The 14,794-nt window shown below is 38.3% G+C and carries 15 protein-coding genes; 12 read left to right on the forward strand and 3 right to left on the reverse strand.

The window, feature by feature from the left end; all coding sequences use genetic code 11:
• Positions 1–253 precede the first annotated feature (253 nt).
• Genes DJ533_RS09210 through DJ533_RS09230 form a run of 5 tightly spaced genes read left to right on the forward strand, consistent with a single transcriptional unit; the run spans position 254 to position 3,890 of the window.
• Positions 254–883, forward strand: a complete 630-nt coding sequence (locus DJ533_RS09210) for a 2'-5' RNA ligase family protein (protein WP_065992314.1) — start codon at positions 254–256, stop codon at positions 881–883.
• Positions 880–1,425: a bifunctional adenosylcobinamide kinase/adenosylcobinamide-phosphate guanylyltransferase gene (cobU, locus tag DJ533_RS09215; protein ID WP_065992318.1), complete on the forward strand. Its 546-nt coding sequence runs from the start codon at positions 880–882 to the stop codon at positions 1,423–1,425. The genes DJ533_RS09210 and cobU overlap by 4 nt, the downstream gene beginning before the upstream one ends.
• Positions 1,422–2,474 (forward strand): nicotinate-nucleotide--dimethylbenzimidazole phosphoribosyltransferase, encoded by a 1,053-nt coding sequence (gene cobT, locus DJ533_RS09220; RefSeq protein WP_065992320.1) that lies wholly within the window; start codon positions 1,422–1,424, stop codon positions 2,472–2,474. The genes cobU and cobT overlap by 4 nt, the downstream gene beginning before the upstream one ends.
• Positions 2,475–2,515: 41 nt before the next feature.
• Positions 2,516–3,148 carry a histidine phosphatase family protein gene (locus DJ533_RS09225; protein ID WP_065992325.1) on the forward strand — a complete coding sequence of 211 codons (633 nt, stop codon included), beginning with the start codon at positions 2,516–2,518 and terminating at the stop codon, positions 3,146–3,148.
• A 1-nt stretch (position 3,149) separates the two neighbouring features.
• Positions 3,150–3,890 (forward strand): adenosylcobinamide-GDP ribazoletransferase, encoded by a 741-nt coding sequence (locus DJ533_RS09230; RefSeq protein WP_065992327.1) that lies wholly within the window; start codon positions 3,150–3,152, stop codon positions 3,888–3,890.
• 153 nt (positions 3,891–4,043) lie between these two features.
• On the opposite strand, the gene DJ533_RS09235 is transcribed toward DJ533_RS09230, so the two are convergent.
• Positions 4,044–4,739, reverse strand: coding sequence for an LrgB family protein (locus tag DJ533_RS09235; RefSeq protein ID WP_065992329.1), 696 nt, complete (start codon positions 4,737–4,739; stop codon positions 4,044–4,046).
• The gene (locus DJ533_RS09240) at positions 4,730–5,158 is read right to left on the reverse strand and encodes a CidA/LrgA family protein (protein WP_228716526.1); all 429 of its coding nucleotides are present in this window, start codon (positions 5,156–5,158) and stop codon (positions 4,730–4,732) included. Before DJ533_RS09240 ends, DJ533_RS09235 begins: the two co-directional genes overlap by 10 nt.
• Before the next feature lie 129 nt (positions 5,159–5,287).
• On the opposite strand from DJ533_RS09240, the gene DJ533_RS09245 reads away from it, so the two are divergent.
• Complete coding sequence (locus DJ533_RS09245; RefSeq protein WP_065992335.1) at positions 5,288–6,187, forward strand: LysR family transcriptional regulator; 900 nt, start codon at positions 5,288–5,290, stop codon at positions 6,185–6,187.
• A gap of 208 nt (positions 6,188–6,395) precedes the next feature.
• On the opposite strand, the gene DJ533_RS09250 is transcribed toward DJ533_RS09245, so the two are convergent.
• Positions 6,396–7,277, reverse strand: coding sequence for a LysR family transcriptional regulator (locus DJ533_RS09250; RefSeq protein ID WP_065992337.1), 882 nt, complete (start codon positions 7,275–7,277; stop codon positions 6,396–6,398).
• A gap of 168 nt (positions 7,278–7,445) precedes the next feature.
• Here DJ533_RS09250 and DJ533_RS09255 point away from each other — a divergent pair, with 168 nt between their 5' ends.
• The 6 genes from DJ533_RS09255 (at position 7,446) to DJ533_RS09280 (ending at position 14,753) form a co-directional block, all read left to right on the forward strand.
• Positions 7,446–8,963 (forward strand): CoA-acylating methylmalonate-semialdehyde dehydrogenase, encoded by a 1,518-nt coding sequence (locus DJ533_RS09255; RefSeq protein ID WP_065992338.1) that lies wholly within the window; start codon positions 7,446–7,448, stop codon positions 8,961–8,963.
• A 34-nt stretch (positions 8,964–8,997) separates the two neighbouring features.
• On the forward strand, positions 8,998–9,888 hold the full coding sequence (gene mmsB / locus DJ533_RS09260) for a 3-hydroxyisobutyrate dehydrogenase (RefSeq protein ID WP_065992340.1): 891 nt from the start codon (positions 8,998–9,000) through the stop codon (positions 9,886–9,888).
• An 84-nt stretch (positions 9,889–9,972) separates the two neighbouring features.
• Complete coding sequence (locus DJ533_RS09265) at positions 9,973–11,631, forward strand: AMP-binding protein (protein ID WP_065992347.1); 1,659 nt, start codon at positions 9,973–9,975, stop codon at positions 11,629–11,631.
• 120 nt (positions 11,632–11,751) lie between these two features.
• Positions 11,752–12,879, forward strand: coding sequence for an acyl-CoA dehydrogenase family protein (locus DJ533_RS09270; protein WP_065992349.1), 1,128 nt, complete (start codon positions 11,752–11,754; stop codon positions 12,877–12,879).
• A 40-nt stretch (positions 12,880–12,919) separates the two neighbouring features.
• A complete protein-coding gene (locus tag DJ533_RS09275) occupies positions 12,920–13,693 on the forward strand; it encodes an enoyl-CoA hydratase (RefSeq protein WP_065992350.1) in 774 nt (257 codons plus the stop codon).
• 10 nt (positions 13,694–13,703) lie between these two features.
• Positions 13,704–14,753: an enoyl-CoA hydratase/isomerase family protein gene (locus tag DJ533_RS09280; RefSeq protein ID WP_065992352.1), complete on the forward strand. Its 1,050-nt coding sequence runs from the start codon at positions 13,704–13,706 to the stop codon at positions 14,751–14,753.
• Positions 14,754–14,794 lie beyond the last annotated feature (41 nt).

The raw sequence follows: 14,794 nt of genomic DNA on the forward strand, positions 1-14,794 counted from the left end.
GAGTATATTGGCAATGAATACTGTCAAAAGATTAATTTGATAGGAAAATACATACATCAGAAACTTAGTAATCATCAAAATGGTATTGGGACACCTCCAAATTTTAAAAAGGCATAAAAATTAAAGCAAAGTTTAGAATTTAAACAGATATGAAGAGAATTCATTGTTAAGTTGAAGATTACTCAAGCGTGATTTGAAATAATCTATTGGATTTATGTTCTAATACATATATCGATTTATGTAAAAAAACATTGTGCTTCTACAACCTTTATCCGATGTTGTTCCTACACTTTCCCATGACTATGCTGAATGGCATCAGGGCAGGGAAAATTATGCATTGTGGTATATCGAAATTACAGAACCTGCATTGTTAAAGTATTTGAATAGATTGCGAGCACACTTTTCAGCATTTTTATTCCAACCTAATACTCGCCAATTTCATATTACCTTATTTATTTGTGGATTTTTAACACACAATAATCCTATTTTAAATGATGATTTTTCCACGATACAATTAGAACAACAGATTCAAGAGATACTTCAGCAAGCATTTAAAAGTTTTAAAGTTTCTACTGGAAATATTCAAAGTTTTGAGAGCGCATTATTTGTTGAAATTGTTGATCTTGAAAATAGCCTAAGTAATATTAGAACTTTACTAGCAAAAAACCATTGTGAAATTGCAGCCTTACCATATCTTCCTCACATTACTTTAGGACTTTACAATCAAGCATACAGTGCCACTCAAATTTTTCAGACCATTGAAAATATTTCGCAACAACATTTTGAAATTAACATTCAACATTTAACATTGGGTTATTACAAAGCCAAAATTATTCAAGGGCAATTATTTGCTCACCAACATATTCACTTGAGTTCATTATGATTCAACTTATTTTAGGTGGCGCACGTTCAGGAAAAAGTCGTTTAGCGGAACAGTTCGCTCAAACATCGCCATTTGAAGTGACTTATATTGCGACCGCCGAAGCGTGGGATGCAGAAATGCAATCACGGATTGAACATCATCAAAAACAGCGACCTATGGATTGGACTGTCATCGAAGAACCGATTTATTTGGCAAATATATTAGAAAAAATAGATCAGCCCCATCATGTGATATTAGTGGATTGTTTAACGTTATGGATGACCAATTTGTTGTTAAAACAAGATGAAAATTCACAAAATGTTGAAAATGACGAGTTGCAGATTCAAGAGTGTGAAAAGTTATTAAAAATATTACCGACTTTACAAGCACACATTATTTTAGTGAGTAATGAAACAGGGCTTGGCGTCATCCCGATAGGTGAAATTAGTCGTAAATTTGTAGATGAATCAGGTCGTTTACATCAACAACTTGGAAAAATTGCCGATCAAGTGATTTTTTGTGTGGCAGGTTTTCCAATGTATTTGAAAGGAGAGAAACAGTGAATTGGTGGTTAGAGGCATGTAAAAATCCAAGTACTATTGCAAAACAGCAGGCGGAACAACGTCAACTGCAACTGACCAAACCCACTGGTTCACTTTCAACTTTGGAAAATGTCGCTGTGCAATTGGCAAGTTTGCAAGATCAAGTCAAGCCAAATGTTGATTTTCCTTGGATTTGTATTTTCGCTGGGGATCATGGCGTGATGGAAGAAAATATTTCTGCCTATCCACAAGCCGTGACACGACAAATGTTGCAAAATTTCACTACGGGTGGCGCTTGTATTAGCGTAATTGCGAAAGAGTACAATGCAAAATTACAAGTGATTGACTGTGGTTCTGTGGGTGATCCATATGATTATCAAGGGGTTGAGCGACATTGTATTTCACAAGGTACAGCAAATTTTGTAAAAACAGTCGCGATGAATGAAGTCCAATGTCAAGCAGCTATGCAACTTGGAAAAAACAGTGCCGATCAGGCTTTTGCACAAAATGCTTCGATTTATGTGGCTGGTGAAATGGGCATTGGTAACACTTGTTCAGCATCGGCAGTTGCGTGTTTTTTATTGAATGAGTCTGCTGAAAAATTAACTGGCATAGGTACAGGGATTCGGGCTGAACAATTACAACATAAGAAAAATATTATTGATCAAGCCATCAAGCTTCATCAAGACTATGTAAATGGAGATGCTTTTAAGGCACTTTGTGCAGTCGGTGGCTTAGAAATTGCAGCGATGGTAGGTGCATATATTCGTTGCGCACAAGTCGGCATGCCGATGGTGATTGATGGGTTTATTAGTAGTGTAGCAGCATTGATAGCTGTTCGTTTAAATCCACCAGTGCGTGATTGGATGCTATTTGGGCATCAGTCCGCAGAGTTTGGACATCAACGCTTATTGGCTGAATTAAATGCTGAACCATTATTAAAACTGAATTTACGTTTAGGTGAGGGGAGTGGTGCAGGGGCGGCACTTGGTCTGATTAAACTCGCATGTCGTTTGCATAACCATATGGCGACTTTTGCGGAAGCTGCGGTGATTGGTGAAAAAGTTTAATTATTTTGATGATTTAAATGCTTAGAATTTAGAGTTATATAATGAAACTGAAGCTTGATCTACTTCGGCATGGTGAAACGCGGTTGAGCCATACTTTAAGAGGCTCTACAGATGATGCTCTCACTGAAATGGGGCTTGCTCAAATGCAAGCAACCATTCAGAAATTTTTATATCAATCTTTAGGGCAGATGATTTGGCAAGCAATTTTTAGCTCAGATTTGCAGCGTTGTCAGTACTTTGCTGAAAAACTAAGTGAACAATACGATAAGCCTTTAGTTATCGAGCCTAATTTAAGAGAAATGCATTTTGGCGACTGGGAGGCACAATCTACACAATGGATCTATGATAATTTTCCAGAACAACTAAGCCAATTTTGGCAAACACCCACACAATATACGCCACCTCATGCTGAAACGATGCTGCAATTTAATCAACGCGTTCTTCAAGCGCTTGCAAATATTCAGCAGTATATGTTAGCCAATCATTGCCGACGTGTTTTATTGGTCACACATGGCGGTGTGATTAAACTGTTAAAATGCTTAGCTACACAACAACACTTAGATGATATTTTAAAAATGTCTGCTGAACTTGGTACATTACATACATTTGAGTTAGATACGGATAGCAAAGAAATAAATTATTTATCAAGTAATTCTAACGACAAAGAACTTTAAAATGACACCATTTCTTATCGCCTTGCAGTTTTTAACAACCTTTCCAATTCAGTTAAAAAGTATGCCAAGTCCACAGCAAAATGGACAATCCTTATTATTTTATCCAGTTGTTGGGTTATTGATTGGGCTTATACTATTTTTCATCGCTTATATTTTCCAAAATTTACCCATTATTTTGTTGGCTTCCATCATTTTATTTGTTTGGATTTGGCTAACAGGTGGCTTACATTTAGACGGTTTGGCAGATACCGCTGATGCATGGGTAGGTGGTTTTGGCGACAAAGAACGAACTTTGGCGATCATGAAAGATCCAAGTTGTGGTCCAATTGGTGTATTAAGTTTAATCATGGTGTGTTTGCTTAAATGGTCTGCAATTTATGTGCTTCTTCAACAAAAAATCTTGTTTGCTTTGGTAATATTTCCTGTTTTGGGGCGGATTGCTCCTCTGATTTTATTTCTGACGACGCCTTATGTTCGAAAAAATGGTTTAGGAACGGCTTTAACTGAATATATTCCAAAACAATGGGCAATTTTTACTGTTCTGATAGCTTTGCTTATTCCAGTATATTTTTCATGGATGGGGATATTCAGTAGTTTAATTTTTATTTTATCTTTATTTTATTTACGGCTTAAATTTATTCAAAGAATAGAGGGAATTACAGGGGATACTGTTGGGGCAAGCATTGAAATTTTGGAAATGCTTACGTTATTTAGTTTTGTAGTTTTGAGTTTTTATTTTTAATTTCTTAGAAAGTGATAAATTTGGTCTAGCATGCTTTAAGCTTAACATGCATATTGAAAACTGGTTGTACAAAGAGATTTATGAATTTATGATCTAATATTTTAAAATGCCAATCACCGAATACAGAGAATGATTGGCAGTTCATTGAATCAATTAAACAGCAAAATATAAAATCATTTGTACCAAATAAGGTCCAAAAATCACCATAAAAATACCTGCTAAAACCATGGTCAAACTTGCAATTACACCTTCTTGTTGATCTCGCATATAAGCTTTACTGGTGCCAAAACCATGCGCTGCATTCCCTAAAGATGCTCCCATGGCAAAGTGTGATTTCAAATGAAGGATTGCTAAAATCACATCGCCAAAACACATGCCAATCAATCCTGTAATAATGGTAAACAAAATCACCAGCTCTACAGAACCACCAATATGTGTACTCAGCTCCATTGCAAAAGGGGTAGAAATAGAACGAGCCATCAAGCTATAAGTGGTACTTTGATCAAAATCAAATAATTTCGCTAAATAAAATGCACTCAGCATTCCTGCAAACATCCCAATGCAAACGCCCATTGAAATAGATAACATATGTTGCTGAATAACTTTGCGATATTCATAAATTGGAATTGCAAAGGCGACTGTTGCAGGTCCAAGCATCCATACAATCCATTGGCTATCTTTCATATAAGTATCATAGGAAATATGAGTAGTGAGCAAAATAAGCATAATCACGACAGAAACTAAAATCGCAGGTGAAAAAATCAAATATGGAAATTTGCGATAGAGTTGTTTTGCCAAAACATAAGCGAATAGTGTTCCTATAAAACATAAAATTGAAATTAAAGACATTTGTGTTGCTCCTGATCCCGCGCAGATTTTTCACGATGTTCTAAGATCAGTTGTTTAATTTTATTTTCTAATTTAAAACCAAGATGTACACTATATGCAGTAAACACCATCACACAGACGGTGCCAACAAACACTGCAATCAATAGCTGCCAACCCTCTGTTAAAAATAGGTTTTTATACTTCATTAACCCAATGAAACAAGGAATAAAAAATAGTACCAATTCTGCTAAAATAAAGTCAGAACCTGCTTTAATCCATTGCAATTTAAATACGCCACTCAGTAAGCACAACAATAAAATCATTAAGCCAATAACGGCAGCTGAAATCGGTAACTTAAATAATTTTTGAACAAAACTTCCTATACCGAGGAAAACCAACAATATTCCTATTTGTAAAATGATTTTAGCGATGAACTTCATCTTGCAGCTCAAAATGTGTAAATGGGACATGGAGTACAGCTTGTAGTAAAGACAGGCATTATTGTATTGCGATTTTTTATGCTAAATTATGAATAATTAAATTATTATTATTCTTTATAGGTATAATTTATGGACTTAAAAAGTTTAAAAATATTTGTGACTATTGTTCAACATCAAAGTTTTAGCCTTGCTGCTGAGCGTTTATGTTTAACACAACCCAGCATAAGTAAAGCCATAAGTAATTTAGAAAGTGAATTGCAGTCTGCATTATTTAAAAAAGGTGAAGCAGGACGTAAACGTGAGGTACATTTAACCTATATAGGTGAATTAATTTATCAACATGCTTTAATCATGTTAGAAGAACAACAAAAAATTTATGACACCATTCAACACGTCCAATACCTTAAAAAAGGTAAACTTACTATTGGTTTGCCACCTTTAGGTTCTGTGCTGTTTAGTTCATTGATTGCATTGTTCCATCAACAATATCCTGAGATTGAGCTCAAGTTTTTAGAAGTTGGTGCAAACGGGGTAGAGAAAGCGATTGCTGCAAAAACGGTAGATGTCGGCATTTTACTCGGCAATCTAAGACCAAATTTTTCTGCCATTCCTGTGCTAGATTCCCCCATGTATTTACTGTCTAGCAAACATTCAAGATGGAAAAATAGAATAAATGTTGACTTAATTGAACTGAAAAATGAATCATTTTTATTGTATGAAGATTCATTTACCCTAAATAAAGTGATTATTGATGCTGCTCATTCTGTTGGGTTTGATCCGCATGTTGTGTGTAAAAGTGGGCAATGGGACTTTATTTCAAAAATGGTCGAATTTGATATGGGGCTTGCTTTGTTGCCTAAAATTTATTGTGATCAATTAGATGTAGAGCGTTTTAATATGGCGTTATTGACTGAACCAAATTTACATTGGACATTGCGGATGGCATGGAATACTTCCGTGGCAATGAGTCCAGCGACTCGTGCATGGCTAAATATTGTTGATCAAAATCGTGATAAAATTCATTTTTAACATTTGATGAGTTTAGGGGGAGTATCGTTTTTAGGGGGGTGGTTTATTTCTATTCAAATACTTTAACTTTTAAAATCCTTTTATTTATAATCTTTATCAACCTACAATAATTTTTTACCCTTTATTGACATGGATAAAGATTAATATATGTCTTTAATATTTGGTGGTCAGTCATTCTTTTTTTGTAGTATGAATGTCGCTGAAAGCACTAATCCATCAATAAATACTGATATTCATCTGCTTGTTTACGTAAAAAATCCCACACCAATTTGATGCGTGGCTCATGTTGTAAATCCACCAAAGTCAGCATCCAAAAAGTATGTACAAAACGAACTTCAGCACTTAAAACTTGCTCAAGCTCTGGTTTTTCTTCGGCTAAAAATTTGGGCAATATTGCCAATCCTGCATCTGCACACACTGCGATTTGCTGTGCCAAAATACTACTACTTCTAAAACTGGCATTCAGCTGCAAAGGGATTCGCTCTAGGCAATACAGTTCGGGGCTATAGACTAGATCATCAATATAATTAACAAAGCGATGTGATTTTAAATCATCAAGTTTATGAATGGGTTGTGAATTATTTAAATAGTTTTTACTGCCATAAATTTTTAAACAATAATCACTTAATCGCGTAATGATATAAGGACCTGATTTTGGTCGGTCAATTGAAATAACAATATCTGCTTCACGATGGGATAACTTAATCATTTTAGGAACAGGAATTAAATCAATAGTCAGTAAAGGATATTGTTTGGACAATTCTGCCAATAGCTTCGCTAAAAATGCGGTTCCAAAACCTTCAGGTGTGCCAATTCGCACACGCCCTTGCAAAGGCTCATGAGGTTTTTCTATTTGTAAAAAAGCTTGCTCCATTTGCTCAACACGTGGAACTAAGGCTAAACCCTCAAGGGTAAGCTCATAACCTGTGGCTTCACGTTTAAATAATGGTGTACCTAAAGCCAACTCTAAGGCTTGTATTCTGCGAGAAACGGTACTGTGCTCAACGCCGATCATACGGGCTGCATTGGTCAACGTCTTGGCACGTGCCAAAACTAAAAAATATTGTAAATGATCCCAGTCTACTTTCATGAAGCTTATCTTCCTTGTGCAAATTTGCACAGTAATCGTGCATGAATTTCTATTGGTCGTCAAAAAATTCTTTGTTAGTCTGATTTGAAATGGGAATTTAGAAAATACAACTTTAGGTTTTATTATATTTTCATCTGCAACAACAAAAATACAACCTATGGAGAGGTTATGAACACCATGTCAAACATTCAGTCAACGACAGCAAAGTTGCTTATTAACGGTCAGTTTGTAGAGTCTAAAACACAAAATTGGCAAGATATTGTCAATCCTGCAACGCAAGAAGTCCTAGGTCGTGTGCCAATGTCAACTTTGGATGAAGTTGATGAGGCGATTGCAGCTGCACAAGAAGCATTTAAGACTTGGCGTTTAACCCCAATCCAATCACGTATGCGCATCATGTTGAAATTACAAGACTTGATTCGTGACAACATGAAAGACATTGCAAAAGTTCTGACTGCAGAACAAGGCAAAACTTTAGCAGATGCTGAAGGCGATATTCAACGTGGCTTAGAAGTGGTTGAGCATGCGTGTTCGATTGGTACTTTGCAAATGGGCGAGTATATCGAAGGCGTAGCACGTGGTGTAGATACATATACATTACAACAACCGCTTGGTGTCTGTGCAGGGATTACCCCATTTAACTTTCCTGCAATGATTCCACTTTGGATGTTCCCAATGGCAATCGTTTGCGGCAATACTTTTGTGCTAAAACCTTCTGAACAAGATCCATTATCCACCATGATGTTGGTTGAACTCGCAGTTAAAGCAGGTGTTCCAGCAGGTGTGTTAAATGTAGTACATGGTGGTAAAGAAGTCGTTGATAGCTTATGTACACATCAAAATATTAAAGCAATTTCATTTGTAGGTTCTACAGCAGTGGGTACGCATGTGTATAACCTCGCAGGTCAACATGGTAAACGTGTTCAGTCGATGATGGGTGCTAAAAATCATGTGGTCGTGATGCCAGATGCTAATAAAGATCAAACTTTAAATGCTTTAGTCGGTGCAGCATTTGGCGCGGCAGGTCAGCGTTGTATGGCGCTTTCAGTTGCTGTGATGGTCGGTGAAAGTAAAAACTGGGTCGATGAACTGGTCGAAAAAGCCAAAACTTTAAAAGTAAATGCTGGACATGAACCAAATACCGATATTGGTCCTGTGATTTCTCCAGGTGCTAAAGCGCGTGTGATGGATTTGATCAATAGCGGTGTTGAGCAAGGTGCTGAACTGTTGCTTGATGGTCGTGATGTACAAGTCGTGGGTTATGAAAATGGCAACTTTGTTGGCGCAACCGTTTTCAACAAAGTCAACACTGATATGCGTATTTACAAAGAAGAAATCTTTGGTCCTGTGCTTGCTATTATCAATGTTGATACTTTGGATGAAGCGATTGAACTGATTAATGCTAATCCGTTTGGAAATGGTGTTGGTCTATTTACTCAAAGTGGTGCAGTGGCACGTACTTTCCAAAACATGATTGATATCGGTCAAGTGGGGATTAATATTCCAATTCCTGTACCTGTTCCGTTCTTTAGCTTCACTGGTTCACGTGGTTCAAAACTTGGTGATTTAGGTCCTTATGGTAAGCAAGCAGTTCAGTTCTATACGCAGACCAAAACCATTACCAGCCGTTGGTTTGAAGATACCCAAGAAAAGGGTGAAGTAAACACGACGATTAACCTTCGTTAATACCAATAGATAATAAAAATACAGGAGTTCAAGGATGAATATTGCTTTTATCGGTTTGGGTAATATGGGCGGCAAAATGGCGCAAAACCTACTTAAAGCAGGTTTGAAAATCACAGGATTCGATCTGAGTGAAGTCGCGATTCAGCACTTTACTGAAGCAGGTGGCATTTCCTGTGAAAGTCCACAAGCCGCTGCAAAGGATGCAGATATTGTGATCACCATGTTGCCGGCTGCTAAGCATGTTAAGGATGTGTACTTGGGTGAAAATGGCGTGTTGTCAGTACTGAAAGCAGGTAGCTTATGTATTGATAGCAGTACCATTGATCCACAAAGTATCAAAGACATTGCTGCAGTTGGCGCTGAAAAAGGCATTAAAATCTGTGATGCTCCTGTATCTGGTGGCACGATCGGTGCACAAGTAGGCACATTGACATTTATGGTGGGTAGTGATGATGCAGTATTTGAGCAAGCAAAAACTGTACTGCAACACATGGGCAAAAACATTGTGCATTGTGGCGATGTGGGTGCAGGGCAAATCGCTAAAATTTGTAATAACTTAATATTAGGTATTTCAATGGCCGCAGTTGCAGAAGGTATGGCGCTCGGTGCAAAACTTGGTATAGATCCACAAGCACTTGCTGGTGTAGTGAATAGTTCAAGTGGTCGTTGCTGGAGTTCAGATGTATGTAATCCATGGCCAGGAATTTCTGCCAATGCACCTGCTGGGCGTGGTTATACAGATGGTTTTGCCACACAATTGATGTTGAAAGATATTGGTTTAGCGATTGAAGCCGCTGGGCAAGCGAAACAGCCGATTCTTCTAGGTGGCTTGGTACAACAGATGTATCAACAATTGTGCATGCAAGGTAATGCACAGTTAGATTTTTCAAGCATTATTCAACAATACTTACCAAAAGAAAACTAGAGCTTAGCTTTCTTGGATTGCCTATGGATGGCAAATACACATTCCTCGTGTCATGAATAACAAAAATCTAGACGGAGTTAGAAAATGTTGAACTATCAGGATGTAGCAACAGCATTTGATTTAAAACATGCTGCAAAAGAAATGTTATCAGGCAGTTTAGAGCAGCTAAATGCCAGTTATGAATGCTGTGATCGTCATGCAGAAGCAGATGCCAATAAAGTCGCTTTGTATTGGCAAGGGAAAGATGGGCGACAAGAGCAATATACGTTTAGCCAATTGAAAAAATGGTCAAGTCAATTTGCTAATTTCCTCAAATCACAAGGTGTTGAAAAAGGTGATCGTGTTTCAGGTTTATTGCCTAGAACAGTAGAACTTTTGGTCGTTATTTTAGGTGCTTGGCGCATTGGCGCGGTATATCAACCTTTATTTACAGCATTTGGACCGAAAGCGATTGAGCATCGTGTGCAATTGGCAAAAAGTAAATTGGTGATTTCCGATGTTGGAAATCGTAGCAAGCTTGATGAAGTTGCTGATTGCCCTCAGATTGTGACTGTAGCTGATCGAGAAGGAAATGGCATACAGCAAGGTGACTTAAATTTTTGGGATGTGGTGAATACGCAATCCGACCAATGTGAATTGGTGATGCAAGATATTCAAGCGCCATTTTTGTTGATGTTTACGTCTGGTACAACAGGACCTGCGAAACCACTTGAAGTTCCTCAAAAAGCATTGATTGCTTACGGTAACTATATGCGTGATGCGATTGGCTTAAAAGAGGATGATTCTTTTTGGAATATTGCTGATCCCGGTTGGGCGTATGGTTTGTACTATGGCATCACAGGTCCCTTGTTATTAGGTCATGCAACTTTGTTTTATGAAGGCGGTTTTAGCATCGACAGTCTTTGTCAGATTGTAAATGATTATAAAATTACCAATTTGGCTGGTGCACCAACAGCTTATCGTATGATGATGGCTGCTGATCAAACACAAATGGCGAAGCTGAAAGGAAAATTCCGTGTTGTCAGCAGTGCAGGTGAACCTCTCAATCCAGAAGTCTTTCGTTGGTTTAAACAAGTCCTAGATGCTCCGATTTTTGACCACTATGGGCAAACTGAAGTGGGTATGGTGGTGTGTAATCATCATGGTTTAAGTCATGATGTTAAAGCAGGGTCAGCAGGTTTTGCTAGCCCAGGCTATCGTGTTGCTGTTGTAGATGATGAAGGCAATGAATTACCTGCAGATACCCCTGGGATTTTAGCGGTTGATATTGAACAGTCACCAATGATGTGGTTTGGCGGTTATAAAGAAAGTCGTAAGTCACCATTTTTAAAGCACTATTATTTAACAGGTGATACTGCAGAATTACATGCTGATGGCAGCATGAGCTTTGTTGGGCGTAGTGATGATGTCATTACAACGTCAGGCTATCGCATTGGACCATTTGATGTGGAAAGTGCATTACTTGAACATGATGCTGTGATTGAAGCGGCTGTGGTGGGTGTGCCTGATCCTGAGCGTACTGAAATCGTCAAAGCTTTTGTGATTTTGGCTGAAGGTGCGACAGCATCGAATGAACTTGCGGAGCAATTGGGACAATTTGTTAAAAAACGTCTTTCGGCACATGCTTATCCACGCCAAGTCGAATTTGTCACAGAGCTACCAAAAACCCCAAGTGGCAAGATTCAACGCTTCTTATTGAGAAATCAAGAAATTGCAAAACAGGCGGAAAATAAAGCCAGTTAAGTTTTATTTCACCATGATCAAGCAAAAGTAAAGCAGTATCAGACTTTCATCGAGTATTCATCATTGAAAACAATGTGTTAAATACTCGGTGAAAGCAAAAATTATGTAAGGGAAAACGAGATGCAATTTACCGAAGAACAATTGTTAATTCAGGATATGGCGAGAAGTTTCGCACAAGAACAAATTAAGCCAAATGCAGCTGCATGGGATCAACATGGAATATTCCCCAAAGATGCATTGTCACAAATGGGACAATTGGGTTTTTTAGGTATGTTGATCTCGGATCAATGGGGTGGTTCTGATACAGGCAATCTTGCATACGTCTTAGCACTTGAGGAAATTGCAGCCGCAGATGGTGCAACTTCAACCATTATGAGTGTACATAATTCGGTGGGTTGTGTGCCGATTGCGAAGTTTGGTACAGATGAGCAAAAAGAGAAATATTTAAAACCTTTGGCACAAGGTGAAATGATTGGTGCATTTGCATTGACGGAACCACACACAGGTTCGGATGCCGCAGCAATAAAAACCCGCGCTGTTAAAGATGGTGATCACTGGGTAATTAATGGCGCAAAGCAGTTTATTACGTCGGGACATAATGCAGGTGTAATTATTGTTTTCGCTGTGACTGATCCAAGTGCAGGGAAAAAAGGCATCAGCGCATTTATTGTGCCACGCCAGACACAAGGTTATGAGGTTATTCGCACCGAAGAGAAATTAGGCTTACATGCCTCTGATACTTGTCAGATTGCACTGACTGATGTGCGTGTACATGAAAGTTTAATGCTCGGCAAAGAAGGTGAAGGCTTAAAAATTGCACTAGCCAATCTTGAAGGTGGTCGTATCGGTATCGCCGCACAAGCGGTGGGTTTAGCACGAGCGGCGCTTGAAGAAGCAACCAAATATGCCAAAGAACGTATTACTTTTGGTAAGCCAATTTTTGAACATCAAGCTGTGGCATTTCGTTTAGCCAGTATGGCAACGGAAATCGAAGCAGCACGTCAACTTGTGCATCATGCAGCACGTTTAAAAGAAGCGGGTCGACCATGTTTAAATGAAGCCTCAATGGCGAAATTATTTTCTTCGGAAATGGTTGAGCGTGTTTGCTCAGCAGCACTACAAATCCATGGTGGCTATGGTTATTTGAAAGATTTTCCAATCGAACGTATTTATCGTGATGCTCGGATTTGTCAGATTTATGAAGGGACAAGCGATATTCAACGGTTAGTCATTGCTCGTAGTTTGTAAATGGACTGAAAAACAGCTATTTAGATTAGGAATTTAAAAAATGCAATTTGAAACGATTTTATTAGAAAAGAAAAATGGTGTAGGTCTTATTACACTTAACCGACCTAAAGCTCTCAATGCTTTAAATTCACAATTGATTAGTGAGGTCAATGCAGCACTGGATGATTTAGAAAAAGATCAAAGCATTGGCTGCATGGTGCTTGCAGGTTCAGAAAAAGCTTTTGCTGCGGGTGCAGACATTAAAGAAATGGCGAGTTTAACCTTCCCAAATATCTATTTTGATGATTTTTTCAACTTGGCAGATCGTATTGCACAGCGCCGTAAACCGTTAATTGCTGCGGTCAGTGGGTACGCACTGGGTGGTGGGTGCGAGTTGGCGTTGATGTGTGATTTTATTTACTGTGCAGATAATGCCAAATTTGGTTTGCCTGAAGTCACTTTGGGCGTGATTCCAGGGATTGGGGGTACACAACGTTTAACGCTTGCGATTGGTAAAGCCAAAGCGATGGAAATGTGTTTAACCGCGCGTCAAATGGGTGCAGCAGAAGCGGAACAATGTGGTTTAGTTGCACAAGTGTTTAATAAAGAAGAATTACTTGCACACACGATACAAGCAGCTGAAAAAATTGCTGAAAGATCATTGACTGCGACCATGATGATTAAAGAATCGATTAATCGTGCCTTTGAAGTGAGTTTGGCTGAAGGTTTACGTTTTGAACGTCGTACGTTCCACTCGATTTTTGCAACGTTGGATCAAAAAGAAGGGATGCAAGCTTTTGTAGAAAAACGTCCAGCCCACTTTAAAAATCAATAAGGATGCGATGATGAGTACAGAAAACACCCTTCAAAATACGCCGCAAAATGACTTGCAAATCGAGCAACAAGGTGCGTTGGGCATCATCAGTTTAGATCGGGTAGCGAGTTTAAATGCGCTGTCTTTAGACATGATTCATGGCATCCAACTACAACTCGAAAATTGGCAAAATAAAGATGAGATTCAAGCAGTTTTGATCAAATCGAATAGCCCTAAAGCATTCTGTGCAGGTGGTGATATTCGCTATCTCTATGATAGTTATAAAAATGGTAATGAAGACTATAAAGCATATTTTCAGTCTGAGTATGACATGCTGAATGCCATTCGTGCTTATCCTAAACCTATCATAGTGTTTTTAGATGGTTATGTATTGGGTGGTGGTTTTGGTTTAGCACAAGCATGTCATATCATTGTGAGCAGTGAAAAGTCACGTTTTGCGATGCCTGAAACTGCGATTGGTTTTTTCCCTGATGTTGCTGCAACACATTTCCTATCACGATTAGATGACATCGGGGTGTATATGGCGATCACAGGCGATCAGATCAGTAGTAGTGATGCACTGCATTTAGATTTGATTGATTATCATGTGCCGAGTGAAAAATTGGCTAACTTGCAAATGGCATTGAGCCAAGCGAAAACGTTGAATAAAGAAGACATTCAACAGCTTATTGCTCAATTTATCACTCGTCCTGAACAGAGTCAACTCAGCTTGATTTCTGAAACTATTCGTAAACATTTCGGTTTTGAAAGTTTAGAAGAAATTGAAAATAGTCTTGCAAATGAACAAGATGAACAGAATCAAGAATGGGCAAGTAAAACGCTGAATACTTTACAACAACGCTCTTTAACAGCAAAACAGGCGAGTTTAAAACTGCAACATATTGGACGTGGTTTGTCATTACCACAATGTATGCAAATTGAGCGTGACTTACAGGATGTATGGTTTGAGCATGGTGATATTGTCGAAGGCGTGCGTGCGCTCATTGTGGACAAAGACAAACAACCGAAGTGGCAACAATCAAGTCCAATTTTAGATAAAATCTTGGCTGAATTGGGTTAATAATCTAAAATAACAACCGAGTTTATACAACTCGGTTTTTT

The sequence above is a fragment of the Acinetobacter defluvii genome (assembly GCF_001704615.3).
Classification (GTDB): domain Bacteria; phylum Pseudomonadota; class Gammaproteobacteria; order Pseudomonadales; family Moraxellaceae; genus Acinetobacter; species Acinetobacter defluvii.

Coding starts and splice junctions, on each gene's coding strand:
- DJ533_RS09255 (WP_065992338.1), top strand. CDS start 7,446: ATGAACACCATGTCAAACATTCAGTCAACGACAGCAAAGTTGCTTATT.
- DJ533_RS09275 (WP_065992350.1), top strand. CDS start 12,920: ATGCAATTTGAAACGATTTTATTAGAAAAGAAAAATGGTGTAGGTCTT.
- DJ533_RS09230 (WP_065992327.1), top strand. CDS start 3,150: ATGACACCATTTCTTATCGCCTTGCAGTTTTTAACAACCTTTCCAATT.
- DJ533_RS09265 (WP_065992347.1), top strand. CDS start 9,973: ATGTTGAACTATCAGGATGTAGCAACAGCATTTGATTTAAAACATGCT.
- DJ533_RS09280 (WP_065992352.1), top strand. CDS start 13,704: ATGAGTACAGAAAACACCCTTCAAAATACGCCGCAAAATGACTTGCAA.
- DJ533_RS09240 (WP_228716526.1), bottom strand. CDS start 5,158: ATGAAGTTCATCGCTAAAATCATTTTACAAATAGGAATATTGTTGGTT.
- DJ533_RS09225 (WP_065992325.1), top strand. CDS start 2,516: ATGAAACTGAAGCTTGATCTACTTCGGCATGGTGAAACGCGGTTGAGC.
- DJ533_RS09270 (WP_065992349.1), top strand. CDS start 11,752: ATGCAATTTACCGAAGAACAATTGTTAATTCAGGATATGGCGAGAAGT.
- DJ533_RS09250 (WP_065992337.1), bottom strand. CDS start 7,277: ATGAAAGTAGACTGGGATCATTTACAATATTTTTTAGTTTTGGCACGT.
- mmsB (WP_065992340.1), top strand. CDS start 8,998: ATGAATATTGCTTTTATCGGTTTGGGTAATATGGGCGGCAAAATGGCG.
- DJ533_RS09245 (WP_065992335.1), top strand. CDS start 5,288: ATGGACTTAAAAAGTTTAAAAATATTTGTGACTATTGTTCAACATCAA.
- cobU (WP_065992318.1), top strand. CDS start 880: ATGATTCAACTTATTTTAGGTGGCGCACGTTCAGGAAAAAGTCGTTTA.
- DJ533_RS09235 (WP_065992329.1), bottom strand. CDS start 4,739: ATGTCTTTAATTTCAATTTTATGTTTTATAGGAACACTATTCGCTTAT.